We start from the raw sequence: 25,315 nt of genomic DNA on the forward strand, positions 1-25,315 counted from the left end.
CACATCGTATCCACGCTGCGGGATCGGCTCGGCCCCGCCGATGACACGGCCCCGACTGCGGACGGCTCGCCCGCCCGGGGCTTAGGCTGGGGGCGTGCAGTATTACGACTCAGTGCTCGACCTCATCGGCGACACCCCGCTGGTGCGGCTGGGCTCGGTCACCGACGGGGTGGCCGCCACGGTGCTCGCGAAGGTCGAGTACCTCAACCCGGGCGGTTCGGTCAAGGACCGCATCGCCCGGCGCATGATCGACGAGGCCGAGGCCTCCGGGGCCCTGAAGCCGGGCGGGACGATCGTGGAGCCGACGAGCGGCAACACCGGCGTCGGCCTGGCGATGGTGGCCCAGCGGCGCGGCTACCGGTGCGTGTTCGTCTGCCCCGACAAGGTCTCCGAGGACAAGCGGAACGTGCTCAAGGCCTACGGCGCCGAGGTCGTGGTGTGCCCCACCGCGGTCGACCCGGAGGACCCGCGCTCCTACTACAAGGTCTCCGACCGGCTCTTGACCGAGATCGAGGGCTCGTGGAAGCCCGACCAGTACTCGAACCCGGCGAACCCGGCCTCGCACTACCACCAGACCGGACCGGAGCTGTGGGCGCAGACCGAGGGCCGCATCACGCACTTCGTGGCGGGGATCGGCACGGGCGGGACGATCACCGGCACCGGCAAGTACCTCAAGGAGGTCTCCGGCGGCGCGGTCAGGATCGTCGGCGCCGACCCCGAAGGATCGGTCTACTCAGGAGGGACCGGCCGCCCGTACCTGGTGGAGGGCGTCGGCGAGGACTTCTGGCCCGAGAACTACGACGCGGGCCTGCCCGACGAGATCGTGGAGGTCACCGACGCCGAGGCGTTCGAGATGACCCGGCGCCTCGCCCGCGAGGAGGGCCTGCTGGTGGGCGGCTCGTCGGGGATGGCCGTGGTCGGCGCGATCGAGGTCGCCCGCAAGGCCACGCCCGAGGCGGTGATCGTGGTGATCCTGCCCGACGGCGGGCGCGGCTACCTCTCGAAGATCTTCAACGACGGGTGGATGACCGAGTTCGGCTTCATGGGCGCGGGCAAGGGCGACACGACCGTCGCCGAGGTCCTGGCCGCCAAGGACGGCGAGATTCCCGAGCTGGTCCACGTGCACCCCAACGACACCGTGCGCGAGGCGATCGACATCATGCGCCAATACGGGGTCAGCCAGATGCCGGTGCTCAAGGCCGAGCCGCCGGTGATGAGCGGCGAGGTCGCCGGGGCGGTGGCCGAGCGGCACTTGATGGACGCGCTGTTCAAGGGCGAGGCGACGCTGCACGACCCGATCGAGGGGCACGTCGGCGGGCCGCTGCCCACGATCGGCAGCGGCGAGCGGGTCGAGCGGGCGGTCGAGGTGCTCCAGGACCACGACGCGCTCATGGTCTTCGCCGAGGGCAAGCCGACCGGGGTGCTGACGCGGCAGGACCTCCTCGGCTACGTCGAAAGGTGATACAAGCGTCACCGAATCGGCGACACGCCGGCTGAAAGACGAGGGCTCGCACGGGAAGTCGCTTAACCTCCGGCCATGCCGAAAACTCCCCATGAGGCGCTGCACCACATCTTCCGTGAGGACCCCGATCTGGTCCGGCGGGCGCTCAAGGAATGCCTGGACGAGGACTTCCCCGCTTTCCGGAGCGTCGCCGTCATCGACTCCGACCTGACCGAGATCAAGGCCATCGCCCGCGAGGTGGACACGGCGCTGATGGTCGAGACCGACGAGGGCGCCGAGATCCTCGTCATCGAACCGCAGTCCACGCCGCCCACGCAGGCCAAGCAGCGGGCCTGGCACTGGTACCTGTCGTACTTCGAGGCCTATTTCGACGTGCCGTCCACCCTGATCATCCTCACGGCCGAGAAGGCCACGGCCGCGACTTGCCGGAAGCCGATGACGCTCGGGCCGGAGCGGCGGGCCTCGGCCACCGTCCACCCGTTCGTCATCGGCCCCGACAACACGCCGTTCATCACCGACCCGGCTCAAGCCGACGACATCATGCTGGCGGTGATGGCGGCGCTGGCCCATCGCAAGAACCCCGAGATCAACACGGCGCTCGACACGCTCGCCGAGGCACTCGACGGCATCGAGATCGAATCCGCCGAGTTCTTCGCCCATTACGTCGAGGTCGGCCTCGGTGAAGGTAGCGCATACGATCACTGGAAAGGCATAATCATGACCATGACCTACCCGTTCGCCTCCAAACTCCGCGACGAGCTCGAGGCCCGCGGCCGCGTTCAAGGGCGAGCGGAGACCTTGTTCGAGCTGCTCGCCGCCCGCGGCATCGAGCTCAGCGAGCCGCAGCGCGAACTCGTGTCGACCTGCGAGGACGAGACGACCTTCTTCCTGTGGGTCCACCGGAGTCTGACCGCCGAGAGCGCGGAGGACGTCTTCGGCGAAGAGTGAGGACACGCCGAGCGGTGACGAAATGGTGAGCAGTCCGTACTGATGGCGGCCGCCCTGCCGTGGGAGCGTTGGGCAAATCGGGCGAGAGGGAATTATCCGCTCCGAAGGGCTTGACATCGCATCGCTGTATGGACAACCATGATTGTAATTTCTGTAAGGGATGTTTACGAATCATGGAGGGCGCCTTGAACCGCATCCGAAGAGCGGCGCTGATCGCCGCCTCCGCCCTGGTGGCCGCGGCCGCCGCGGCCGTCCCGATCGCCTTCGCCACGGGCGCCTCCGCGCAGGCCGCGTGCGAGGGCGCCCCCTGGCAGTCCAGCGAGGTCTACACCGGCGGCGACCTGGTCAGCCACGACGACCACGAGTACCGCGCCAAATGGTGGACCACCGGCGAAGAGCCCGGCACCACCGGCGAATGGGGCGTGTGGGAGTCCCTCGGCGCCTGCGACGGCGCCGGCGAACCGACCGACGAGCCCACCACCGACGAGCCCACGGACGAACCCACCGACCCGCCGGGAGGCGAGGCCGGCGCGGACACCCTCACCGGCTACTGGCACAACTTCGAGAACGGCTCGGGCACGATGCACCTCTCGGAGGTCCCCGCCGAGTACGACATCATCGCCGTGACCTTCGCCGAGGCCGTCGCCAGCCCCGTCGGCGCCGTCGACTTCACCCTCGACCCGGTCCTGAACTACTCCGAGGCCGACTTCAAGGCCGACATCGCCGCCGTCCAGGCCGAAGGCCGCGAGGTCGTCATCTCCGTCGGCGGCGAGCGGGGCAACGTCACCATCAACGACACCGCGAGCGCGAACGCCTTCGCCGACTCGATCCTGTCCCTGATGGACGAATACGGCTTCGACGGCGTCGACATCGACCTCGAACACGGCATCGACGCCGGGGCCCTGGAGACCGCGATGCGCCGCATCCACGCCTCCGCCGGCCCCGACCTGGTCTACACGATGGCCCCCCAGACCATCGATTTCCAGTACACCAGCGGCGGCTACCGCGAGCTCGCGGTCAACACCAAGGACATCCTGACCATCGTCAACATGCAGTACTACAACTCCGGCACCATGCTCGGATGCGACGGCCAGGTCTACGGCCAGGGCGACATCGACTTCATCACCGCCCAGGCGTGCATCCAGCTCGAAGCCGGACTCGCGCCCGGCCAGGTCGGCCTCGGCCTGCCGGCCGTCCCGAGCGCCGCCGGCAGCGGCTACGTTGACCCGTCGATGGTCAACGACGCCCTCGCGTGCATGGAGACGCTCCAGCGCTGCGGCGACTTCGTCCCCGATCAGGCCTACCCGGGCATGGGCGGGGCGATGACGTGGTCGATCAACTGGGACGCCACGAGCGGCTACGACTTCGCCAACACCGTCGGCTGACCGCCGACGCCTTCCCCCGCAGGTGGACCGGCCCCGCTCGACGAGCGGGGCCGGTCCCGTGCGCGGCGGACCCCCCTTTTCCGCCGCGGCCGGACCGGGCTCAGCGAGCCCGGCCCGTCGACGGACCCATCTCGTGCTCGATCGCCGTCAGCCGCTCCTCTGTCCGCAACTCCTCGGCTGTCGGGACGGTGACCACCGTGAAGATCAGGAGCAGCAGCACGATCGCCGTCAAGGTCGCCATCGGGAAGATCAGCTCGATCGAGTGCACGCCGTGGATCTCCTCGCTGATGGTCCCGCCGACTCGCACCCCCATCATCGCCGTGTAGTGCATGAGGTTGACCGCCAAGGCCATCACGGCCGCGGCCAGCCACATCGACACGGTCCGCTCCAGCCGCCACGCCATCCACAGCGCCACCGTGGTCGCCACGACCGCGATCGCCACCGAGGCGATCATGTACGAGGTCTCGTCGCTCATCTCGACGTCGGCGCTGATGGCCGCCATGCCGGTGTAGTGCATGGCCGCCACGCCGACACCGGTGAGCGGACCGGCCACGAGCAGTTTCGGCACCGAGTAGCGGCCCAGCCCGATGACCAGCAGCCCGCAGGCGACCACGGCGACGGCGATGAGCGCGCTGAGCGCGGTCAGGGCCGGGGAGTAGAGCAGCTCGGCGTCGACGACGTTGAAACCGAGCATGGCCACGAAGTGCATGGTCCAGATGCCGGGGCCGCCGATGGCGAAGGCGGCCAGGCACAGCCACAGGGCCCGGCGTCCCGCCTCCTCCTGGCGGCGGGCGTGGCGGGCCACGAGCAGTCCGAGGGCGGACCCGGTCATGGAGACCAGGAACCCGATCGGGAGCGTGATGTATCCGTAGGAGAGGTGTTCGATCATATCGGGCTCCGGGGCAACGGAAGAGGGATCGGAAAGGCTGCGTTTTGGGCGCCGGGCAGTCCCTTGAATCGTACAGCGAATAAGACCGGCGCACTATACCCGCCTTTTCTGGAATGGAGCGCTTCCATTCACCGAGAGAACGTCGCAAATGTCGCCCACATGTCGTTTTGCCAGGGAAAACACCCTGTCATAAACCGTGAAGAACGGCCCGAAAAACCACCGGCGCCGACAATGGAATAGCGCCTCGGCGACGAAGTGATGAACCGATTCCGGCCGTTCGAATTGAACCGGGCAATTGCCTTTGCGCATTTCGGTCCCCGCCGTTCGCTCCGACCGGGCCGGCCCGGTCGGCGAAGCCGGGCCGCACCGGTGCTCGCCGGGCCCCGAGCCGAGAGGTTAGGGTCCCGTATGGCCATGAATGATGACGAACAGATCGTGCGCTCGGCCCTCGCCGCGCCCGCCAGACTCCCCGAGGACGTCATGGACCGGCTCGGCGACGAGCGCGTGACCGTCCTCCTCAGCGCCGCCACCGCGCTGGCGCTGCGACGCAGGTTCCAGACGCACCCCGGCCGGACCCGGATCCTCGAATTCACCGAGGCGCTCCAGGCCCGCTTCCCCGACGCCGCCCCCCTCATCAAACCCATCGTGATCGAAGCGCTGGTCGGCTTCGCCTTCGGCGAGAGCGAACTCGCCGACGGCGCCTCCCCCGACGACCTCCGCACCGCCCTGCTCGTGCTGCCCTACGCGGTCATCTCGGAAGAGGACCTCGAAGGCGAGGACCTCGACCGCTTCGTGACCGAAGTGCTCCAGTCCGTCTACGCCTCAGAGCAGTAGACGCCGAAGGGCCCGCCGCTTCGCGGCGGGCCCCGCACGTCCGCGCGTTCAGGACACGGTGATCTTCGGCTTGCGGCCCACCGTCAACACCGGCTGCCGCGTGTCCTCGAAGAAGTCGTTGCCCTTGTCGTCCACCACGATGAACGCCGGGAAGTCCTCCACCTCGATCTTCCAGACCGCCTCCATGCCCAGCTCCGGATACTCCAGGACCTCCATGGCCTTGATGTTGTCCTGCGCCAGCTTCGCGGCCGGGCCGCCGATCGAACCGAGGTAGAAGCCGCCGTGGGACTTGCACGCGTCGGTCACCTGCTGCGAGCGGTTCCCCTTCGCCAGCATCACCATCGAACCGCCCGCCGCCTGGAACCGGTCCACGTACGAGTCCATCCGCCCGGCCGTGGTCGGGCCGAACGAACCCGAGGCGTAGCCCTCCGGGGTCTTCGCCGGGCCCGCGTAGTACACCGCGTGGTCCCGCAGGTAGTCCGGCATCGGCTCGCCCGCGTCCAGGCGCTCCTTGATCTTCGCGTGCGCGATGTCCCTCGCCACCACCAGCGGCCCCGACAGCGACAGCCGCGTCTTCACCGGGTGCTTCGACAGCTCCTCGCGGATCTCGGACATCGGCCGGTTCAAGTCGATGCGGACGACGTCCCCCTCCAGATCCGTCTCCTCGGTGTCCGGCATGTACCCCGACGGGTCGGTCTCCAGCCGCTCCAGGAACACGCCCTCGGCGGTGACCTTCGCCAGCGCCTGCCGGTCGGCCGAGCACGAGACCGCCACCGCCACCGGCAGCGAGGCGCCGTGGCGCGGCAGCCGGATCACCCGCACGTCATGGCAGAAGTACTTGCCGCCGAACTGCGCCCCGATCCCGAAGTTCCGCGTCAGCTCCAGCACCCGCTGCTCGAGCTCGACGTCGCGGAAGCCGTGCCCCGCGGCCGAGCCCTCGAGCGGCATCGAGTCGAGGTACTTCGTCGAGGCGTACTTCGCGGTCTTGAGCGCGTACTCCGCGCTGGTGCCGCCGATCACGATCGCCAGGTGGTACGGCGGGCACGCGGCCGTGCCGATCTGCCGCAGCTTCGCGTCCAGGAAGGCCATCATCGCCTCCGGGTTCAGGATCGCCTTGGTCTCCTGGAACAGGAACGACTTGTTCGCGCTGCCCCCGCCCTTCGCGATGAACAGCAGTTTGTAGGCGTCGTCGCCCTCGGCGTACAGCTCGATCTGCGCCGGCAGGTTCGAGCCGGTGTTCTTCTCGTCCCACGTCGTCAGCGGCGCCATCTGGCTGTAGCGCAGGTTCAGGTCCCGGTAGGCCTGCCACACGCCCCGCGAGAGGTGCTCGGCGTCGCGCCCGTCGGTCAGGACGTGCCGGCCCCGCTTGCCCATGACGATCGCCGTGCCGGTGTCCTGGCACATCGGCAGCACCCCGCCCGAGGCGATGTTGGCGTTCTTGAGCAGGTCCATCGCCACGAAGCGGTCGTTGCCGCTCGCCTCGGGGTCGTCCAGGATCGAGCGCAGCTGCGCCAGGTGCGCCGGGCGCAGGTAGTGGGAGATGTCGTGGATCGCCTCCGCGGCGAGCTCCGTGAGCACCTGCGGCTCGACGGTGAGGAACCGCCGCCCGGCGGCCTCGGTCACACCGACCCCGTCCTTGGTCAGCAGCCGATACTCCGTCGTGTCGGGTCCGATGGGAAGCAGGTCGGTGTATTCGAACGCGCCAGTCACCGTTCCAACTTAGCGCGCGGGGCACTCCCCGCCGGGCGGGGAGCGCCCCGCCTCACGCGCGATGCGGGCGGAGGCCGCGCACCCCGACTTGTCGGTGCCCATTGGTAGCGTCACATGGACGCGGTCCGGCAGAATCGGACCACGTCAACGCAGGTACGATTGCCAGGTTGTCCACCCGGCCGCCTCCGGTGAGGTGTGGCCCGGCGGGCAGCGAGCAAGTGACCCTCCTGCCGCGGAGAGACCGCGGCCGATGAGACCAGAGGAGGTGGAGCGATCTTGCGGCATTACGAACTCATGGTGATCTTCGACCCGAACGTCGAGGAGACCCAGGTCAGCCCGACGCTGGAGCGGTTCCTGAAGGGCGTCAAGGACGCCGGAGGCGCGGTCGACAAGATCGACGTCTGGGGCCGGCGTCGTCTCGCCTACGAGATCGAGAAGAACAGCGAAGGCATCTACGCCGTCGTCGACCTGCAGTCCGAGCCCGCTCCCGTGGCGGAGATGGACCGGCAGCTGCGGCTCAACGAGTCGGTGCTGCGGACCAAGGTGCTGCGGCCGGAGCTTCGGTAACCCGACATTGCAACTGCGAGACCTTAGGGAGAAGAGGTCATGGCAGGAGAGACAGTCATCACGGTTATCGGCAACCTCGTCGACGACCCGGAACTGCGTTACACGCCGTCCGGTGCAGCCGTCGCGAAGTTCCGGATCGCCTCGACCCCGCGCACCTTCGACCGCGAGTCGAACCAGTGGCGCGACGGCGAGGCGATGTTCCTGACCTGCAGCGTCTGGCGCCAGTACGCCGAGAACGTCGCCGAGTCCCTGTCACGCGGCACCCGCGTGATCGTGCAGGGCAAGCTCAAGCAGCGCAGCTACGAGACCCGCGAGGGCGAGAAGCGCACGGTGTACGAGCTCGACGTCGAGGAAGTCGGCCCGGCGCTGCGATTCGCCACGGCGAAGATCAACAAGTCCGGCGGCGGAGGCGGCGGCCGCTCCCAGTTCGGGGGCGGTGGCGGCGGCGGTGCCGTTCCGGACGACCCTTGGGCCTCGGCCGCCCCGGCCGGTCAGAGCTCCGGCTCTGCATCCGGCAGCCAGGGCTTCGACGAGGACCCGCCGTTCTAACCGGGCCAGACCCGGATCGATCCAAGTAAGGCAAGACATCAATGGCCAACCCGAAGTCGGCTCCCCTGCGGAAGCCGAAGAAGAAGCCCAACCCTCTTGAGAAGGAGGGCATCGAGTACGTCGACTACAAGGACACGGCGCTGCTGCGGAAGTTCATCTCCGACCGCGGCAAGATCCGTGCCCGCCGTGTCACCGGCGTCACCTCGCAGCAGCAGCGGCAGATCGCCGCGGCCGTCAAGAACGCCCGCGAAATGGCGCTGCTCCCGTACACCAGCCAGACCCGTTAAGGAAGGAGCGCACTTATGAAGATCATCCTGACTCATGAGGTCGCCAACCTGGGCTCGGCCGGTGACGTCGTCGAGGTCAAGCCCGGCTACGGACGCAACTACCTGCTGCCCCAGGGCCTGGCGATCGCCTGGACCAAGGGCGGCCAGAAGCAGGTCGACTCGATCCAGCGCGCCCGCGCGGCCCGCGAGGTCCACGACCTCGACCAGGCCCGCACCATTTCCGAGCGGCTGAAGCAGACCGACGCCCACATCGTCGCCCGCGTGGGCGACGCGGGCCGGCTCTTCGGCTCCATCACCGCGGCCGATGTCGTCAAGGCCGTCGACGAGGCCGGCGGCCCGAAGATCGACCGCCGCCGCGTCGAGCTGCCGGGGACGATCAAGTCCATCGGCACGTACGACATCTCGGTGAAGCTGCACCCGGAGGTGACCGCGAAGTTCAAGCTTCAGGTCACCCCGGCCAAGCGCCGCAAGAAGTAGCGCCGAACGAAGTGGAGGCGGGGTCGCGTACGCGACCCCGCCTCCACTTCGTTCCCGCCTTCGAGTGAACCTCTCGGGTCCGCCGGCTCAGGGTCAGATCACCCAGCCGGCCGTCCGCAGCACCACCGTCACCAGGCCCGCGCCCAGGATCGCCGCGGCCGTTCCCGCCACCCCCGCGCGCCAGCCCGCGCGCGGCAGGCGCAGCAGCACCGCCACCAGCAGGCTCGCCGTCAGCGAGGAGCCCAGCCACGCCCACCCGCCCGAGAGCGTCGCCGAGATCCGGGCCGCCGCCGAGCAGCCCGTGTCGGCGCAGTTCGCCTCCACCGCCGGGTGTGAGACCACCCACACCAGGTACACGAGCCCCGGCACGACGTACCACGCCAGCGTCACCAGCAACGTCGGAGTGAACGCCCGCTCCCCGGGCCGGTCGTCGCCCTCGGGATCCAGGCGCGGTCGCCGCTCGGGGCTCTCATTCGAGGTCATCTCGGGCCTTTCGTCACGGCGGGGCCCCCGGGCCGGTGGCGAGCGCGGGGTGCGGCGAGCGCTGTCCCCACCATCATGCCAAGTTGGCACGAAGAAATTCTCATCCACAGGCGGTGGATGAAGAATCCGCAGATCAGACGCGCAACATGAGCAGGAATTCCGTTTCTGTCCACAGCTTGTCCACAGGCCGAGCCGAGTTATCCACAGCTTGTCCACAGCCTTGTCCACAGCTTGTCCACAGGGTTGTTTGCGCCGACGGCCCGAACGACATAGCGTCATTGACGCCGCTCGGTGTCGTACCCGGGCGGTAGATTCTCCATGAACGCACGGTGTCCGGAGGGGGTGGCGAAATGACCGACGTGTCAACCGAAGGCGGCTACTCGCGAGGTTCGAACGGGGCGCGAACCGCCGGTCCGTACTTCGACGACCCGCCGCAGGACGACCCCTTCGGCGGCGCCCGCGCCTACGAGCGCACCCCGCCTCAAGACCTCGCGGCCGAGCAGTCGGTCCTCGGCGGCATGCTCATGAGCAAGGACGCCATCGCCGACGTCCTCGAGACCCTCAAGTCGAGCGACTTCTACAAGCCCAGCCACGGCATCATCTTCGACGCCATCCTCGACAAGTTCGGGAACGGCGAGCCCGCCGACGCGGTCACCATCGCCGCCGCGCTCGCCGACTCCGGCGACCTCGGCAAGGTCGGCGGCGGCCCCTACCTGCACGACCTCCTCGACGCGGTCCCCACCGCCGCGAACGCCGGCTACTACGCCCGCATCGTCAAGGACAAGGCGATCCTGCGCCGCCTCATCGAGGCCGGCACCAAGGTCGTCCAGTACGGCTACGGCGGCGGCCAGGGCGGCCGCGACATCGACGACCTGGTCGACCTCGCCCAGCAGGCCGTCTACGACGTCACCGACAAACGCCAGAGCGAGGACTTCTCGATCCTGTCCGACCTCCTCCAGCCGGCCATGGACGAGATCGAGGCGATCGGCGCCAACCAAGGCGTCCTGACCGGCGTGCCCACCGGCTTCGCCGACCTCGACCGGCTCCTGTCGGGCCTCCAGCCCGGCCAGCTCATCATCGTCGCCGGCCGCCCCGGCCTGGGCAAGTCCACCGCCGCGATGGACTTCATGCGGCACGCGTCCCTCCACCACCGGCACGCCGCCGCCCTGTTCAGCCTGGAGATGAGCAAGCTCGAGATCGTCATGCGCCTGCTCAGCGCCGAGACCCGCGTCCCGATGCACGTCCTGCGCTCGGGCGATCTGTCCGACGACGACTGGACGCGCCTGGCCAAGCGGATGGGCGACATCTCCGAGGCGCCGCTGTTCGTCGACGACACCGCGTCGATGACGATGATGGAGATCCGCGCCAAGGCCCGGCGGCTCAAGCAGCGCCACGACCTCAAGCTCATGGTGGTCGACTACCTCCAGCTGATGACCTCGCCGAAGAAGGTCGAGTCGAGGCAGCAGGAGGTCTCCGAGATCAGCCGCGGCCTCAAGCTGCTGGCCAAGGAGATCGAATGCCCGGTGATCGCGGTCGCCCAGCTCAACCGCGGCCCCGAGCAGCGCACCGACAAGCGCCCGCAGCTGTCGGACCTCCGCGAGTCCGGCTGCTTGACCGCCTCGACAAGGCTGCTGCGAGCCGACACCGGCGCCGAGACCACCCTCGGGGAGCTGGTGTCGTCGGGCGCCGAGGACGTGCCGGTCTGGGCCGCCGATGAGCGGCTGCGGATCGAACCGCACACGCTCACCCACGCCTTCCCCAGCGGCCGGAAGGAGGTCTTTCGAATGACGCTGACCTCCGGCAAGGAGATCGAGGCCACGGCCAACCACCGGTTCCTCACCGTCGACGGATGGGTGGAGCTGCGCGATCTCGCCGTCGGCTCCCGGATCGCGACCCCCCGCGAGGTGCCCGAGCCGCTCAAGGCCGAGGAATGGCCGGAGGCGGAGGTCGTCCTCCTCGCCCACATGATCGGCGACGGCTCGATGGTGAAACGCCAGCCCATCCGCTATGCCAGCGTGGACGAGGCGAACCTCGAAGCGGTGACCAAGGCGGCGGAGCACTTCGGGGTCACGGCTGTCCGCGACGATTACGCTGCGGCCCGAGTGGCGACACTCAGACTCCGGGCGCCGTACCGTCTCACTCACGGCAAACGGAACCCGATCGCCGCCTGGCTCGACTCGCTCGGGCTGTTCGACAAGCGCTCACACGAGAAGTTCGTGCCCGCCGGGGTCTTCTCCCTGCCGAACGATCAGGTGGCCCTGTTCCTGCGGCACCTGTGGGCGACCGACGGGAGCGTGCGTTGGGATGCCAAGGGAGGCCAGGCTCGGATCTACTACGCCTCGACCAGCAGACGGCTGGTGGACGACCTTCGCCTGTTGTTGCTTCGATTCGAAATCCAATCTTCTATCACCGTGGGGAAGAAGGGCGGTTATCGCGATCAGTATCAGCTATGGATTCATGATGGAGCAGACCAGCTGAAGTGGTTGCGACAGATCGGTGTCCACGGGGAACGCGGTGCACGAGCGGAAGTGTGCAAGGCAGAACTCGAAGTTCGTCGGAGGCGGATTGGGCGTGACACTCTGCCTGCGGAGGTCTGGAACCGCATTCGTGCGTTGATGGCCGATCGCGGGGTGAGTCGTGCGCAGCTGTGCCGACAGGTCGACATTGCCAATCGCGGGGATGCGATGTGGAAGAGCGGGCCGAGCAGGCCACGCCTGGCCAAGATCGCCGAGGTCCTGTCCGATCAGGATCTGACTCTTCTCGCAGTCAATGACGTCTTCTGGGACAAGGTCGAGTCGATCGAGCCGATCGGCGAGCAGGACGTCTATGACGCTACCGTGCTCGGGGTTCACAACTTCATCGCAAATTGTGTCATAAGTCACAACTCGCTTGAGCAGGATGCGGACGTGGTCATCCTGCTGCACCGCGACGACTACTACGACAAGGAGTCGCCGCGCGCCGGGGAGGCCGATTTCATCGTCGCCAAGCACCGCAACGGGGCCACCGACACGATCACGGTGGCCGCCCAACTGCACCTGTCCCGCTTCGTCGACATGGCGGTGTGAGCGCGGAGCGTCCCGCGCTCACGGCGACGGTTTCGGAATCCGGGCCCGGCGCTGCGGTCGAGGTCCGGTCGCTCGGGGTCAGTCGTCGAAGAGCTCGGAGAAGAGGGAGCGCTTCTTCTTTTTCTTGTAGTAGTAGTCGTCGCGGCGGTAGTGGTCGTCGTGGTGACGGCGGTCGTCATAGCGACGGTCGTCGTATCGGCGCTCCTCGCGGTACTGCGGCGCGGGCGCCGGCGCCGCCGGGGGCGCCACGGGCGCGCCCTGCGGGTTGTTGAAGGCCGCCTCGGCGTCCATGAGGTGTTCCAGCTCGCCCCGGTCGAGGAAGATCCCTCGGCACTCGGTGCACTGGTCCACAGTGACGCGGTTCCGTTCGTACTGGCGCATCATAGCGCCGCATTTAGGACAGGTGAGATCCATGGGCGCCACCGTACATGCAAAAGTCGTGATCCGCTAATGGGCGCACCCGATCGTCCAGGCGAATCGGTCGTCGCGCCATCATTCGTCAGCGCCACCATTCGACGGTCAGGGACGGCCCGGGGCTTTCGGATCTACCGGGCGGGGGCGCGGTGGCGGCGGCGTCCCGCAGCGGCAGCCACCACCCGAGGAGGACGACCGGGTAGAGGAGGTAGCCGAAGCGGGTCGACGGCATGAGCAGGAACGCCGCCGACAGCCCCGCGGCGCCCCACAGCGCCGCCGCGGCGGCCGTCGTCGGCGGGCGGCGCCACAGCAGCGTCGCGATGAGCAGTGCCGCCGCGCCGAGCAGGACGGGCGCGATCACTTCGCCGCCGGGGACGTATTGGGCCACAAGGAATCCGGGCAGCGGCGACTGGGCGGGCGATTCGACCGCGCCGTGGCCGAGGCCGAAGGCGATGACGTTGTCGTAGAAGCCGCGCGGGTCGGTGGCGAGCACCGGGACCATCGTCGCCGCCACGGGGACGGCGAAGCCGAGCAGGTAGCGGCGCAGGGCCGACGGGGAGCCCGAGCTCCGCCACACCAGGAACGCCAGGACCACCGCCACCGGCCAGGCGAACAGCTTCAGCGCCCCGGCCGCGCCGATGGCGAGTCCGGCGGAGAGGCGGCGTCCGCGCGCGCAGAACGCCAGCGCCAGCACCATCAGGCCGACCACGGGCATGTCGTCGCCGCCGGTGGTGAGCGTCAAGGCGCACACCGGGAAGAGGACGCTCGCCTGGAGCGCGCGCAGCAGCGTGCCCTTGCCCGCGAGGCCGCGCAGCAGCCAGACCGCGGCGGCCAGGCAGGCGGCGGTGGCGAGCGCGAAGTACAGGCGCGCGTCGGTCCACCAGTGCTCGCCGAACAGCGCCGCGGGCAGCCCGAACAGGGCCATGCCCGGCTGGTAGGGGTTGTAGCCGAGGAGCGGTTCGGGCAGGGCGGCGATGGCGTCGGCGTGCAGGTAGGGGCTGCCGGTCTCCAGGAGGCGCTCGCCGGAGGCCTCGACGACGAGGACCTCTTCCTGGGCGCGGCCGCTCGCGCCGTCGGCCCGTTCGACCGCCTGCGCCGTCAGGGGGATGGCGACGACTGCGGCGGCGGTGGCTCCGGCGACGAGCGCGCGTTTGAACCAGGTCACGCCCAATTGCGTGAGCAGCATCGCGATGACGAGCGCGGCCGGGCCGTAGCCGCCGACGGCGACGGCGCCCCAGTGCTCGTGCGGGACCAGCGTCGTCCACAGCGCGGTGGCGCCGGCGAACAGCGCGGCGGTGCCGTAGAAGAGGAGGTCGAGGATCAGGGGTCGCTTGGACACAGGCCTAGCGTACGGGGATGCGCGCCCAGACCTCCTGCGTGCCATCGCCGCGGGAGCGCGAACCCCAGTCACTGGCTAGTTTGGACACGATGAACATGCCTCTGCCGTGGGCGGAGTCGAAGCTGACCGAGCATACGCGGGGGCGGGTGGGGCCGCCGCCGTCGACGACGCGGACCTCGACGTCGCGGGAGCCGACGCTGCACGCGACGCACAGGTCGCCGGCGGGCAGGGGGCGGGCGTGGCGCACGGCGTTGGAGACCAGTTCGGTGGCGCACACGAGCAGGTCGTCGCGGCAGTCCTCGGGCAGGTCGGGGAGGGATTCGCGGAGCCATTGGCGGACCATGGTGGGGGCGTCGGCCTGGTGGGGGACGCGGAGGCGCTCAGGCGCCGGTGTCGCCGCTGGCATCATGAACCCCTCCCACCGCGGTCCGCAACGTCGAAAGCTATACAGCAACCTACCTGCTCGGTGGCCCTGACGCCAGCATTACAGACGGACCCCCAGTCCGTCGTCCGCGGCCGGTGCGGGAGGGTCGGAGGCGGTCAGCCGACGGTGCCGAGGAGCGCTTCGCGCATCGCGGCGGGCCGGTCGGTGAAGATGAGCTCGGCGCCGGCCTCGGCCATTCTGCGTGCGGTGTCGGCGTCGTTGACGGTCCAGACCCACGCCTGGTAGCCCTGCTCGTGGGTGCGTTCGATGAACGCGGGGGCGGACTCGACGTGGTCGACGCGGGAGCTGAGGACCTGGACGCCTTCGGGCGGGCGGCGGAAGGGGTATTCGAAGATCCACACCAGGGGGGTGTCCTGGTCGAGTTCGCGCCAGGTCCTCAGGGCGGCCCGTGAGAAGGACATCACGGTGGCGTCGATCTTCGGCCAGCGGTTCAGGGTCTCCCACAGCCGCATCTCCAGGCGCGGCCCGAACTTGGAGGGGTGTTTGGCCTCGATGAGGAGTTTGAGGTCCTTGCCGGAGTCGGCGACGAGGCCGAACAGGTCTTCGAGGGTGGGGATGCGGGCGGCCTCGGGGTCGTCGCCGCAGTCGGGGTGGAGGGCGGCGAAGTTGAACTCCCGCAGCTGGGCGAGGGTGAGATCGGACACGGCGCCCTTGCCGTCGGAGGTGCGTTTGACGGTGCGGTCGTGGTGGAGGACGAGATGGCCGTCGGCGGTGAGCCGGATGTCGCATTCGAATCCGTCGGCGCCTTCGACGATCGCCTGCCGGTAGGCGGCCAGGGAGTGCTCGGGGAGGAATTCGTTGGCGCCGCGGTGGGCGGCGATCAGCGGTTGCGACACACCATGACGATAACCGCTTCGCGTGGACGGGGCACCACGTAACGGTGTCGGGATCGGTGGTGGTGGAGAACCAGCCGGTTGGGTGGTCTTCAGTCGGGTTCGGGTGGTGGTGGGAGACGGGCCGGTTGGGTGGTCTTCAGTCGGGTTCGGGTGGTGGTGGGAGACGGGCCGGTTGGGTGGTCTTCAGTCGGGTTCGGGTGGTGGTGGGAGACGGGCCGGTTGGGTGGTCTTCAGTCGGGTTCGGGTGGTGGTGGGAGACGGGCCGGTTGGGCGGTCTTCAGTCGGGTTCGGGTGGTGGTGGGAGACGGGCGGGTGACAGGATCGGATCGTGCAGCACGATGAGCAGGGATACACGGACCTCGGTTGGGCCAGGATCGACACGGGCCGTCCGGCGCGGACCGGGGCGGCCGAGGCGGTCTACGCCGCCGGGAAGACGCCGGAGCAGGTGGTCGCCGCGCTCCGGGCGCTCCGCGAATCGCACCCCGGCAGGGTCGCGGTCGCCACGCGGTGCGACGCGGCCTGCGTCGAGCTGATCGAGGCGTCCTTCGGCGCCGAGGCGCGCTGCGAGGCCGGGGTCGCCGCGGTCGGCGACTTCCCCGAGCCGGAGGCCGGGCCGCTCGCGGTGGTGTGCGCCGGGACCTCGGACCTGCCGGTGGCGAAGGAGGCCGAGATCGTCGCGAGGGCGAACGGGCTCGACGCGCACCTGGTGGCCGACGTCGGCGTCGCGGGCCTGCACCGCCTGCTGGGCGAGCTGCCGAGCCTGCGGGAGGCGGCGTGCGTGGTCGTCGTGGCGGGCATGGACGGGGCGCTGCCGAGCGTGGTGGCGGGCCTGGTGAGCGCGCCGGTGGTGGCGGTGCCGACGTCGGTGGGCTACGGGGCGGCGTTCGGCGGGCTGGCGCCGCTGCTGACGATGCTGAACTCCTGCTCGCCGGGGGTGACCGTGGTGAACATCGACAACGGGTTCGGCGCGGCGATGGCCGCGGTCCGCATCATGGGTGTGAAGGCGGAGCGGTGACGGTCGCGTGGTTGGACTGCTCTGCTGGTGCGAGCGGTGACATGTTCCTGGGCGCCTTGGTCGGCGCCGGTGTCGATCTGGCCGTCATGCAGGACGCCGTGGACGCACTCGGCGTCGAGCGGATCCGGCTGAGCTCGCGGACGGTGCGGCGGCACGGCCTGGAGGGTGTGAAGGTCGACGTCGAGGTCCCCGACGTGGCGGTGGACCGGCGCTGGCGGGCGATCCGCGATCTGATCGCGGAGGCCGATCTCGGCGGCGAGGTGCGGCGGAGGGCGACCGAGGCCTTCCGGCGCCTGGCGCAGGCCGAGGCCGCCGCTCACGGCATCGACGTCGACGAGGTGCACTTCCACGAGGTGGGGGCCCTCGACTCGATCGCCGACGTCGTGGGCGCCGCGGCGGGCCTGGAGGCGCTCGGGGCCGAGCGGGTCACCGCGTCGACGGTGACGGTCGGCGGCGGGACGACGCGCGGCTCGCACGGGTCGATTCCGCTGCCCGCGCCCGCGGTGCTGCGGGTCCTGGCCGACGCCGAGGCGCCGTCGGTCGGCGGTGTGCCGTATGAGGCGTGCACGCCGACCGGCGCGGCGATCATCGCGGCGAACGCCGACGCGTTCGGGCCGATGCCGGAGATGGTCGTGGAGCGCGTGGGCGTGGGCGCGGGCGGGCGCGACCCCGAGGAGCGGGCGAACCTGCTGCGGATCGTCGTGGGCCGCGAGGTGGGCGCGGCGGTGCGCCGACCGGTCGTCATCGAGACCAATGTGGATGATCTGGATCCGCGGCTGTGGCCGCAGGCGCTGGCGGCGCTGCTGGAGGCGGGGGCCTCGGACGCGTGGCTGACGCCGATCCTGATGAAGAAGGGCCGTCCGGCGCACACGGTGCACGTGCTGTGCCGGGCCGAGGCGGTGCGGGCGGTGCGCTCGGCGCTGGTGCGGCATACGACGACGATCGGGATGCGCTCCTACGAGGTCGACAAGCACGCGCTCGAGCGGCGGTACACCTCGGTGGAGGTCGACGGCTACGAGATCGGCGTGAAGGTGGCGCTCGACGACGGCGAGGTCGTGAACGCCTCGGTGGAGTACGAGGACGCGGTGGCGGCCTCGGCGGCGCTCGGGCGGCCGGTCAAGGTCGTGATCGCGCAGGCGAGCGCGCTGGCGGCCGAGCGGTACTGAGCCGCGCCGGTCAGCAGCCGCCTCCGCCGTCGCCTCCACCGCCGCCTCCGCTGGAGCCGGTGTCGCAATTGGATCCGCTGCCGTCGCTTCCGGTGGACCCGTGGAAGAACGTGCCGCTGTGGTAGGTGGAGCCGCCGGCGGGCCTTCCGGTGCCGCCGGCCTTCACCGCGAAGACGGCGATCAAGGCCATGATGGCCAGCAGCCCGCCGAATACGATGACTATGAGCATGAGCTCAGTGTAGGGCGGATCCGCTCGACCGAGGGGACAGCGCCGGGCCGGCCTGGGTGCCTACGGTGGCCGGCCCGGCGCTGGGCTCTAGGAGTGGTCGTGGGCGCTCGAAGTCCGCGGGACGGTGCCGATCTCCTCGCCTTCGCCGAGGACGACGAACTGGCCCATCATCCCCTGGTCCTCGTGGGTGAGCAGGTGGCAGTGGTACATGTACGGCAGGTTCGGGTCGGTGTAGTCGCTGAAGCGCATCGCCAGCCGGTACTTCCGCTGCGGGATCAGCCGCACGGTGTCCTTCCAGCCGCGCAGGTGCGGCGGCGGGGTCTCGTCGTCGACGCTGAGCACCTGGTACTGGACGTCGTGAACGTGGAAGTTGTGCAGGTAGCCGTCGTTGTTCGACACCTCCCACACCTCCACGCTCCCTTCGCGGACGCCGAAGTCGATGCGGTCCATCGCCATCTTCTCGCCGTTGATCGAGGTGCCCGAGAGTTTGAAGGACCGCTCTTCGGCGACGTCGGCGCCCTCGAGGTCCGGGGCCGTGCCCATCGAGGCGGGGATCTCGGTCTCGTCGGTGAGGGAGCCCGCGGCCCGGAACTGGACCACGTCGAAGCGGTCGTCGGCGCCGTTGAACCGCCCCAGGCCGAAGACGTAGCCCTCCTCAGCCGGGTAGGAGCGCAGTTCGACGGTCTCGCCGGGCTCGAAGGCGACGACGATCTCGGCCCGCTCCCCGGGGGAGAGCTCGATCCGCTCGGTCTCGTGCGCCTCGGGCAGCAGGCCGCCGTCGGTGGCGATGAGGTGGAACGGCCGGTCGTCGCTGAAACCGAAGTTGTACAGCCGCGAGTTCGAGCCGTTGAGCAGCCGCAGCCGCACCAGGCGGGTGCCCACCTCGAAGTACGGGCCGATCGTGCCGTTGACGAGGATGTGGTCGCCGAGCACCCCTTGGGAGGACAGGAACGCGCCCGAGTCGTCGAACTGGTTCCCGTCGTCGAACTTGCGGTCCTGGACGATGAGGGGAACGTCGTCGACGCCGTACTCGCCGGGCAGGTTCAGGCTCTCGGACTCGTCGTCGTCGACGATGAACATGCCGGCCAGGCCGCGGTAGACGTGCTCGGCGGTGCGCCCGTGCGGGTGCGGGTGGTACCACAGGGTGGCCGCGGGCTGGTTGACCGTCCACTGGGGCGTCCAGGTCTCACCGGGCGAGACGGCCTGGTGCGGGCCGCCGTCCATGACCGCGGGCAGGTGCATGCCGTGCCAGTGGATCGAGGTCTCCTCGTCGAGGCCGTTGCCGATCGCGAAGGCGACCTCCTCTCCTCGCTTGGCGCGGATCGTCGGCCCGAGGTAGGAGCCGTTGAGGCCCCATGTCCGGGTGGCGGCTCCACTGCGGAACTCGGTCTCGCCGGACTGCGCCTCCAGGGTGAACACCCGCGCCCCCGAGGAGTCCTGTTCGGACTCGGCCAGCGGGGGGACCGCCAGCGGCGAGTCGAAGTCGACCTTGCCGACCGTGTCGACCTTGGCCTCGTTGTAGAGGTAGGCCACCGTGCCGCCGCCCCCGAACACGAGGGCGCCGACGCCGCCGCCGCCGCCGATGAGGGACCACTTCAAAGCCTTACGCCGTTCCATGAGGGCAATCCTGGTCGTCAGGGAAGGCGCGCGGCATCGGGCCGTGGACGTGAATCGGCGTACGCCCAGAGGACTACGCGCGCGAGCGGCGTCAACCGCTGGTGGTGCCTCCCCCGTCGGCGGCGAGGTAGCCGCGCAGGTGGGCGGCGTTGACGGCCTCGGCGCGGTTGGCGGCGCCGAGCTTCGACATCGCCCGCGAGAGGTGCACGCTGACGGTCTTCTCGGAGATGTACAGCTCCGAGCCGATCTGCCGGTTCGTCAGGCCCTTGGCGACCTGGCGCAGCACGTCCAGCTCGCGCGGGGTGAGCGGCCCGGCCGCCGGCGAGGCGATGTCGAGCCTGGCCCGCGCGGACAGGGCGGACACCCGATCGAGCAGCGGCTTCGCGCCGAGCCGCTCGGCGGTGTCCTTGGCGGCGGCGAGGCGCTCGCCGGCCTCGGCGCGGTCCTCGGCGCCGCCGCGCGCCAGCAGCGCCTCGGCCAGGCGCCAGCGCGCGTACGCCCGCCGGTAGGGCTCGCCGTCGCCGGTCTCGCCGTACGTGAACGCGTCGATGACCTCGCGCCACCGCTCGGGCTCGCCGTCGCAGTCCAGCCGGGACGCCTCGGCTTCGAGCGCGGCGGCCCACGCCCGGCCCTCGGGCCCGAGCGTCCCCGACAGGGTCCTGCCGTGGCTCAGGAAGAACCGCCCGCGTTCGGCGATGTGCTCGCCCGCTCCTACGGCGTCCTTGGCGGCGGCGAGGTCGCCGCGGCTCCGGGCGGCCTGGGCGAGGTCGCCGGCGGCCGCGACTCCGGCGACGCACACCGAGACGCCGGCCATGTAGTAGGCCGGGAGGTGCTCGATCCGCCTGATGGTCCGCTTCGCGGCCCCGACGGCTTCGGCGGGGCGGCCCCGCCAGCACTCCAGCTCGGTGCCGCACAGCCCGGTGAGCGCCAGGACCTGGCCGTCGACCTGCCAGCGGTCGGCGAGGTAGGCCAGGCGCCGGTCGGCCGCCTCGAAGCGGCCGCGCGCGACGTCGACCAGCAGCGCCGCGGCGGCGAGCCGGGTCATGACCACGCCGGGCACGACGGTGGCGGCCATCTCGGCGGCGGCTTCGGCGGCGTCCCAGTCGCCGAGCATGTAGTTGCAGATGACCTGGCGCACGGCGGTCTCGGTGCCGTAGGCGCTCCACTTGTAGCCGGTGTCGCGGGCGCGGGCCATGCCCTGGTCGAACTCGGCCAGGGCCAGGGCGATCTGCGCCTTCTCGAGGTGGGCGAGGCCGGCGCTGAAGTGGGAGCGCAGTTCGACCTCGTGCCAGCCGGTGCCGCGCACCAGCTCGCGGCCCTGATCGTGGAGCCGCAGGGTCTTGTCGATGTCGCCGCCCTGCCGGAAGAGGGCCGAGCCCGCCGAGAGCAGGGCGTCGGCCTTGGCGGCGACGTGCCCGCCGGGGCCGTCGATCGCGTCGGCGGTGGCGATGGTCCGCTCGGCCCAGGCGGCGGCCTCGTCGTAGTCGCGCATGACGTGGTGGGTGCGGGCCAGGATCGCCTGGGTCCACGCCTTCGTGGCGTGCGGCGGGTCGTCCTTGACCAGCTCCCACGCCTCTAGGGCGACGCGGTGGGCCTCGGCTTCGGTGCCCTCCATGACGAGCAGGTGCTTGGCGTACTTGCGGCGGGTCCCGGCGGCCTGGATCGGGTCGCCGCCGCGGTCGGCGAGGGCGACCGCGGCGCTGGAGTAGGACAGCGCCCGCTTGAACTCGCCGCTGGCCTCGGCCTGGCCGCTCGCTCCCAGCGTGAGGCTCAGCTCCGAGCATCCTTTCGGGCGTTCGTCCTCGGGGACGCTGTCCAGCAGGCGCAGCGCGCGCTCGAAGTGCAGGAGCGCCTCGGCTGGCGCCGAGAGCTCGTCGGCCTCGTGGGCGGCCTTGACGGACGCGGCCAGCGCGGTGGGCAGGTCGCCGGACTCGTGCGCGTGGTGGGCGAGCTCGGCGGCGGCGCCCTTGCCGGTGTCGCCGGCGAGCGATTCGGCGATGCGCTGGTGGTAGCGGCTGCGCTCGCCCGGGAGGAGGTCGGTGTAGACGGCCTCGCCGAGCAGGGCGTGCCGGAAGGCGTAGGTGTCGGCGCTCTTCTGGACGATGATGCCGTGGGAGATCGCGGCCCGCAGCGCCTGGTCGAGTTCGCGCTCGTGCTTGATGCCGGTCTCGTCGAGCAGCGACCAGGCGGCGGCGTTGAGGCGCCGGTGGGTGAACAGGCGGCCGATGACGGAGGCGAGGCGCACCACCTGCTGGGCGGTGTCGGGGAGGCGTTCGAGGCGGGAGAGGAGGACCTCGGCGAGCTCGAAGGTGACGGTGTGGGTCTCGGCGGCGGCCAGCTCTTCGGCGAGGAAGGCGTTGCCCTCGCTGGCGGCGGCGATCTTGGCGACGCTCTCCTCGTCGAGTCCGGTGTTGAGCTCGCGCACGAAGTCGGCGGTGCGCTGGGGGTCGAAGGGGTTGAGGTGGAGGCGTTCGACGGCGGGCAGGCGCACGAGCTCGGCGATGAGGGGCCGCAGCGGGTGGGAGCGGTGGAGGGCGTCGGCCCTGTAGGTGCCGAGGACGAGGACGGGCTGGTCGGTCAGGCGGGAGGTGAGGAAGGCGAGGAGGTCGCGGCTGGAGCGGTCGGCCCAGTGGAGGTCCTCCAGGACCAGGACGAGGGGCTGGGCGTCGGTGACTTCGGCGAGCGCGGCGCTGAACGCCTCGAACAGGCCGAGGCGGCCGAGCTCGCCTTCGGCGCGGTGGGTCTGCCCGGGCAGGAGCGGTCCGAGGCCGGGGAATCTGTCGACCACGTCGGGGTACCGGCGGGCGAGCGTGCCGATCACCTCGGCGAACGGCAGGTAGGGCAGGGCCGAGTCGGCGGTGTCGAGGCAGTGGCCGGTGGCGGTGAGCACACCGCCACCGACGCCGGTGGTGAATTCCTGCATGAGCCGGGATTTCCCGACTCCCGCGTCGCCCGAGATGAGGATCGTGGCGGGCTTGCCGTCCCGGGCCTGGTCCAGGGCGCACCGCAGCGTCGCGAGCTCGTTGTCGCGGGCGAAGAGCGGGAGATCGGAACCGAGTCGCGGCATGTCCGTAATCATGACACGGCCTCGTGACATTCCGGTGTTCTTATTTCGCGGTCTGGAGGCGGCGGGCCGCCTTGGCGGGCCGCTCTTCCTTGCGGCCGAAGGCCTTCCCGACGCGGGCGGCCAGGCGCTCGCGCCGCTCGGCCTTCGCGGCCTTGTGGACGCGCTGCGCCTCGCGGGCGCGCTCGGCCTCGGCGATGAGCTCGCGGGAGCGGGCGTAGTGCAGGTAGTGGAGTTCGTGGTCGTTCATGGTGCTTCCCTTGGTGTCGTTCTCGCTTGTGGCACCAAGTCTTCGGCTGAGGCCGCCGGTGCGGCATCAGCACATCGCGCAGGACCACGCCTGAGGGACCCTTACTCTCGGCTCCGCGGGCGCGCGGGGCCCTTACTTCGGCACCCGGTCCCTTACCCCGAGGCGCGAGGGCCACCAGATGCCGCGGCCGATGTCGACGGCCAGGGCGGGCACGAGGAGCGACCGCACCAGGATCGTGTCGAGCATGACGCCGAAGGCGACGACGAACGCGATCTGCGCCAGGAACAGGATCGGCAGCACCGCCAGCGCCGAGAACGTCGCGGCGAGCACCACCCCGGCGGAGGTGATGACGCCGCCGGTGGTGACCAGGCCTCTCAGGGTTCCGGCCCTGGTGCCGAGGCGCTGGGCCTCTTCGCGGACGCGCGTCATGAGGAAGATGTTGTAGTCGATGCCGAGGGCCACCAGGAACACGAAGCCGAACAGGACCACGGCCGGGTCGGCGCCGGGGAAGCCGAGCAGGTGGTTGAACACCAGCGCCGAGACGCCCATGGTCGCCCCGAAGGAGAGCACGACGGTGGCGACCAGCAGCAGCGGCGCGACGATCGAGCGCAGCAGCAGGACGAGGACCACGAGGACGACGGCCAGGACGATCGGGATGATGACCTTCTCGTCGCGCTCGGATGTCTGGAGGGTGTCGAGCTGGACGGCGGTGGCGCCGCCGACCTTCGCGTCGGCGCCGTCGACGGCGTGCACGGCCTCGCGCAGGCGCTCGACGGTGTCGATCGCGGCGTCGGAGTCGGGCGCGTCCTCCAGGACGGCCTCGATCATGACCAGGCCGCCCGCGACGACCGGCTCGCCGGACTCGTCGGCGCCGACCGTGACCTCGGCGACGCCGTCGACCTCGGCCGCCGCGGCGACCGCCTCGGCCTCGTCCGCGTCGGCGATGATCACCGCCGGGGCCCCGGCGCCGCCGGGGAAGTGCTCGGCGAGGACCTCCTGGCCGGTCACGGAGTCGACCTCGGTGAGGAACACGTCGGTCTGGGCGGTGCCGTCGGCTTTGAGCTTGGTCATGAACGCGGCGGCGATGAGCAGGACCGCGGCGGTCGAGGCCCACACCAGGCGGGGCCGGGCGGCCACGAGCGCGGCGACGCGGCCCCACAGCTTCGAGCGGTGCGCCCGCCCGTCGGCGGCGGGCCTGCGCGGCCAGAACGCGGCGCGGCCGAGCAGCGCGAGCATCGCGGGCAGGAACGTGACCGAGGCCAGGAAGGACGCGCCGATGCCGATCGCGGCCACCGGGCCGAGGCCCTGGTTCGACTCGAGCTCGCTGAACAGCAGGCAGAGGACGCCGAGGACGACCGTTCCGGCGGAGGCGGCGATCGGCTCGATCGTGCCGCGCAGCGCGCTCCGGACGGCGCGGAGCCGGTCGGGCTCGGCCCGCAGCCGCTCGCGGAAGCGGGCGACCAGGAGCAGCGCGTAGTCGGTGGCGGCGCCGAACACGAGGATGAACAGGATGCCCTGGCTCTGGCCGTTGAGGTCGACGATTCCGGCGTCGGCGAGGAGGTAGACGGTGAAGCTGGCCAGGCCGAGCGCGAAGACGCCGGAGAGCAGGACGACGAGCGGCAGCAGCGGGGAGCGGTAGACCAGGACGAGGATCACCGCGACCACGGTGGCGGCGACCAGCAGCAGGAGCCCGTCGACGCCGCCGAAGGCCTCCCCGAGGTCCGCGCCGAGCGCGGCCTGGCCGGTGACCAGGGCGGTGAGGCCGTCGGGGCGGTCTTCGGCGAGGATCTCGCGGATCCGTTCGACCGCCCCGTCGGTCTCCCCGGAGTCGTCGACGAGGACGACGATCCGGGCCGCCTCGGGCGCCTCCCCCGATGAGGGGACCGGCGCGGGCGGCGGGCCGACATTGGACGCCAGCTCGGCCAGTTCGGCGGATACGGCCTCCAGGTAGGCGAAGTCCTCGCCGGTCAGGCCGCCGGAGCGCTCGGCGACGACGACCACCGGGGTCGCCTCGGTGTCGCTGAACGCGGTCTGGAGCTCGCGGACCTCGGTCGACTCGGCCGAGGACGGCAGGAAGGCGGAGCTGTCGTTGACGGCGACCTCGCTGAGCTTGCCCGCGTAAGGGCCGCTGAAGGCCCCGACCGCCAGCCAGGCGAGCGCCAGCAGGGCGGGCACCAGCCAGCGCAGGCGGCTGACGGGTTCGGGGGATCGCTGTTCGGTCATGTCGGTGACTTCCTCATCGCCGGATCCGCGGACGAGTAATTCCATCATCGAGCGATTCGGC

23 protein-coding genes are annotated in these 25,315 nt (G+C 70.5%); 11 read left to right on the top strand and 12 right to left on the bottom strand.

What is annotated here, in order from left to right; translation table 11 throughout:
- Positions 1 to 94 precede the first annotated feature (94 nt).
- The 3 genes from YWW_RS0101975 (at position 95) to YWW_RS36755 (ending at position 3,795) form a co-directional block, all read left to right on the top strand.
- Positions 95 to 1,462: a cystathionine beta-synthase gene (locus tag YWW_RS0101975; RefSeq protein WP_026928774.1), complete on the top strand. Its 1,368-nt coding sequence runs from the start codon at positions 95 to 97 to the stop codon at positions 1,460 to 1,462.
- 75 nt (positions 1,463 to 1,537) lie between these two features.
- Complete coding sequence (locus YWW_RS0101980; RefSeq protein ID WP_026928775.1) at positions 1,538 to 2,410, top strand: hypothetical protein; 873 nt, start codon at positions 1,538 to 1,540, stop codon at positions 2,408 to 2,410.
- A gap of 185 nt (positions 2,411 to 2,595) precedes the next feature.
- Positions 2,596 to 3,795: a glycosyl hydrolase family 18 protein gene (locus YWW_RS36755; RefSeq protein ID WP_051325292.1), complete on the top strand. Its 1,200-nt coding sequence runs from the start codon at positions 2,596 to 2,598 to the stop codon at positions 3,793 to 3,795.
- 100 nt (positions 3,796 to 3,895) lie between these two features.
- On the opposite strand, the gene YWW_RS27790 is transcribed toward YWW_RS36755, so the two are convergent.
- The gene (locus tag YWW_RS27790) at positions 3,896 to 4,684 is read right to left on the bottom strand and encodes an MHYT domain-containing protein (RefSeq protein WP_051325265.1); all 789 of its coding nucleotides are present in this window, start codon (positions 4,682 to 4,684) and stop codon (positions 3,896 to 3,898) included.
- A 414-nt stretch (positions 4,685 to 5,098) separates the two neighbouring features.
- Between YWW_RS27790 and YWW_RS0101995 the strand changes: the two genes are divergently transcribed.
- On the top strand, positions 5,099 to 5,518 hold the full coding sequence (locus tag YWW_RS0101995) for a hypothetical protein (RefSeq protein ID WP_155829817.1): 420 nt from the start codon (positions 5,099 to 5,101) through the stop codon (positions 5,516 to 5,518).
- A 48-nt stretch (positions 5,519 to 5,566) separates the two neighbouring features.
- Here YWW_RS0101995 and YWW_RS0102000 read toward each other — a convergent pair whose 3' ends face one another.
- A complete protein-coding gene (locus YWW_RS0102000) occupies positions 5,567 to 7,228 on the bottom strand; it encodes a fumarate hydratase (protein WP_026928778.1) in 1,662 nt (553 codons plus the stop codon).
- A 276-nt stretch (positions 7,229 to 7,504) separates the two neighbouring features.
- Here YWW_RS0102000 and rpsF point away from each other — a divergent pair, with 276 nt between their 5' ends.
- From rpsF to rplI, 4 genes are read left to right on the top strand one after another with little or no spacing between them, the layout of a single operon-like run.
- The gene (rpsF, locus tag YWW_RS0102005) at positions 7,505 to 7,795 is read left to right on the top strand and encodes a 30S ribosomal protein S6 (RefSeq protein ID WP_026928779.1); all 291 of its coding nucleotides are present in this window, start codon (positions 7,505 to 7,507) and stop codon (positions 7,793 to 7,795) included.
- A gap of 39 nt (positions 7,796 to 7,834) precedes the next feature.
- Positions 7,835 to 8,344 carry a single-stranded DNA-binding protein gene (locus YWW_RS0102010; protein WP_026928780.1) on the top strand — a complete coding sequence of 170 codons (510 nt, stop codon included), beginning with the start codon at positions 7,835 to 7,837 and terminating at the stop codon, positions 8,342 to 8,344.
- Positions 8,345 to 8,385: 41 nt separating this feature from the next.
- Entirely contained in the window at positions 8,386 to 8,631 is a 246-nt protein-coding gene (rpsR, locus tag YWW_RS0102015) for a 30S ribosomal protein S18 (protein WP_026928781.1), read from the top strand.
- A gap of 15 nt (positions 8,632 to 8,646) precedes the next feature.
- A complete protein-coding gene (rplI, locus tag YWW_RS0102020; RefSeq protein WP_026928782.1) occupies positions 8,647 to 9,108 on the top strand; it encodes a 50S ribosomal protein L9 in 462 nt (153 codons plus the stop codon).
- Between the two features lie 93 nt (positions 9,109 to 9,201).
- On the opposite strand, the gene YWW_RS0102025 is transcribed toward rplI, so the two are convergent.
- The gene (locus YWW_RS0102025) at positions 9,202 to 9,591 is read right to left on the bottom strand and encodes a hypothetical protein (RefSeq protein WP_026928783.1); all 390 of its coding nucleotides are present in this window, start codon (positions 9,589 to 9,591) and stop codon (positions 9,202 to 9,204) included.
- A gap of 350 nt (positions 9,592 to 9,941) precedes the next feature.
- Between YWW_RS0102025 and YWW_RS27795 the strand changes: the two genes are divergently transcribed.
- A complete protein-coding gene (locus YWW_RS27795; protein ID WP_081687121.1) occupies positions 9,942 to 12,656 on the top strand; it encodes a replicative DNA helicase in 2,715 nt (904 codons plus the stop codon).
- A 78-nt stretch (positions 12,657 to 12,734) separates the two neighbouring features.
- On the opposite strand, the gene YWW_RS0102035 is transcribed toward YWW_RS27795, so the two are convergent.
- The 4 genes from YWW_RS0102035 to YWW_RS0102050 form a co-directional block, all read right to left on the bottom strand.
- Entirely contained in the window at positions 12,735 to 13,070 is a 336-nt protein-coding gene (locus YWW_RS0102035; RefSeq protein WP_026928784.1) for a TFIIB-type zinc ribbon-containing protein, read from the bottom strand.
- Positions 13,071 to 13,155: 85 nt separating this feature from the next.
- Positions 13,156 to 14,409 (bottom strand): glycosyltransferase 87 family protein, encoded by a 1,254-nt coding sequence (locus YWW_RS27800; RefSeq protein ID WP_051325266.1) that lies wholly within the window; start codon positions 14,407 to 14,409, stop codon positions 13,156 to 13,158.
- A 4-nt stretch (positions 14,410 to 14,413) separates the two neighbouring features.
- Complete coding sequence (locus YWW_RS27805; RefSeq protein WP_051325267.1) at positions 14,414 to 14,818, bottom strand: ATP-binding protein; 405 nt, start codon at positions 14,816 to 14,818, stop codon at positions 14,414 to 14,416.
- 131 nt (positions 14,819 to 14,949) lie between these two features.
- Positions 14,950 to 15,690, bottom strand: coding sequence for a glycerophosphodiester phosphodiesterase (locus YWW_RS0102050; RefSeq protein WP_026928785.1), 741 nt, complete (start codon positions 15,688 to 15,690; stop codon positions 14,950 to 14,952).
- A 328-nt stretch (positions 15,691 to 16,018) separates the two neighbouring features.
- Between YWW_RS0102050 and larB the strand changes: the two genes are divergently transcribed.
- Together larB and larC are read left to right on the top strand one after the other, a co-directional pair.
- Entirely contained in the window at positions 16,019 to 16,705 is a 687-nt protein-coding gene (larB, locus tag YWW_RS27810; protein WP_035697441.1) for a nickel pincer cofactor biosynthesis protein LarB, read from the top strand.
- Positions 16,702 to 17,871, top strand: a complete 1,170-nt coding sequence (larC, locus tag YWW_RS0102060; protein WP_026928786.1) for a nickel pincer cofactor biosynthesis protein LarC — start codon at positions 16,702 to 16,704, stop codon at positions 17,869 to 17,871. Before larB ends, larC begins: the two co-directional genes overlap by 4 nt.
- Before the next feature lie 10 nt (positions 17,872 to 17,881).
- Here larC and YWW_RS27815 read toward each other — a convergent pair whose 3' ends face one another.
- The 5 genes from YWW_RS27815 to YWW_RS0102085 form a co-directional block, all read right to left on the bottom strand.
- Complete coding sequence (locus tag YWW_RS27815; RefSeq protein ID WP_035697440.1) at positions 17,882 to 18,100, bottom strand: hypothetical protein; 219 nt, start codon at positions 18,098 to 18,100, stop codon at positions 17,882 to 17,884.
- Positions 18,101 to 18,187: 87 nt separating this feature from the next.
- On the bottom strand, positions 18,188 to 19,717 hold the full coding sequence (locus YWW_RS0102070) for a multicopper oxidase family protein (RefSeq protein WP_026928787.1): 1,530 nt from the start codon (positions 19,715 to 19,717) through the stop codon (positions 18,188 to 18,190).
- A 91-nt stretch (positions 19,718 to 19,808) separates the two neighbouring features.
- Positions 19,809 to 22,784 (bottom strand): helix-turn-helix transcriptional regulator, encoded by a 2,976-nt coding sequence (locus YWW_RS37670; protein ID WP_026928788.1) that lies wholly within the window; start codon positions 22,782 to 22,784, stop codon positions 19,809 to 19,811.
- 40 nt (positions 22,785 to 22,824) lie between these two features.
- Positions 22,825 to 23,031: a hypothetical protein gene (locus YWW_RS0102080; protein ID WP_026928789.1), complete on the bottom strand. Its 207-nt coding sequence runs from the start codon at positions 23,029 to 23,031 to the stop codon at positions 22,825 to 22,827.
- 132 nt (positions 23,032 to 23,163) lie between these two features.
- Complete coding sequence (locus YWW_RS0102085) at positions 23,164 to 25,254, bottom strand: MMPL family transporter (RefSeq protein ID WP_051325293.1); 2,091 nt, start codon at positions 25,252 to 25,254, stop codon at positions 23,164 to 23,166.
- Positions 25,255 to 25,315 lie beyond the last annotated feature (61 nt).

The sequence above is a fragment of the Glycomyces tenuis DSM 44171 genome, assembly GCF_000427885.1.
Classification (GTDB): domain Bacteria; phylum Actinomycetota; class Actinomycetes; order Mycobacteriales; family Micromonosporaceae; genus Glycomyces; species Glycomyces tenuis.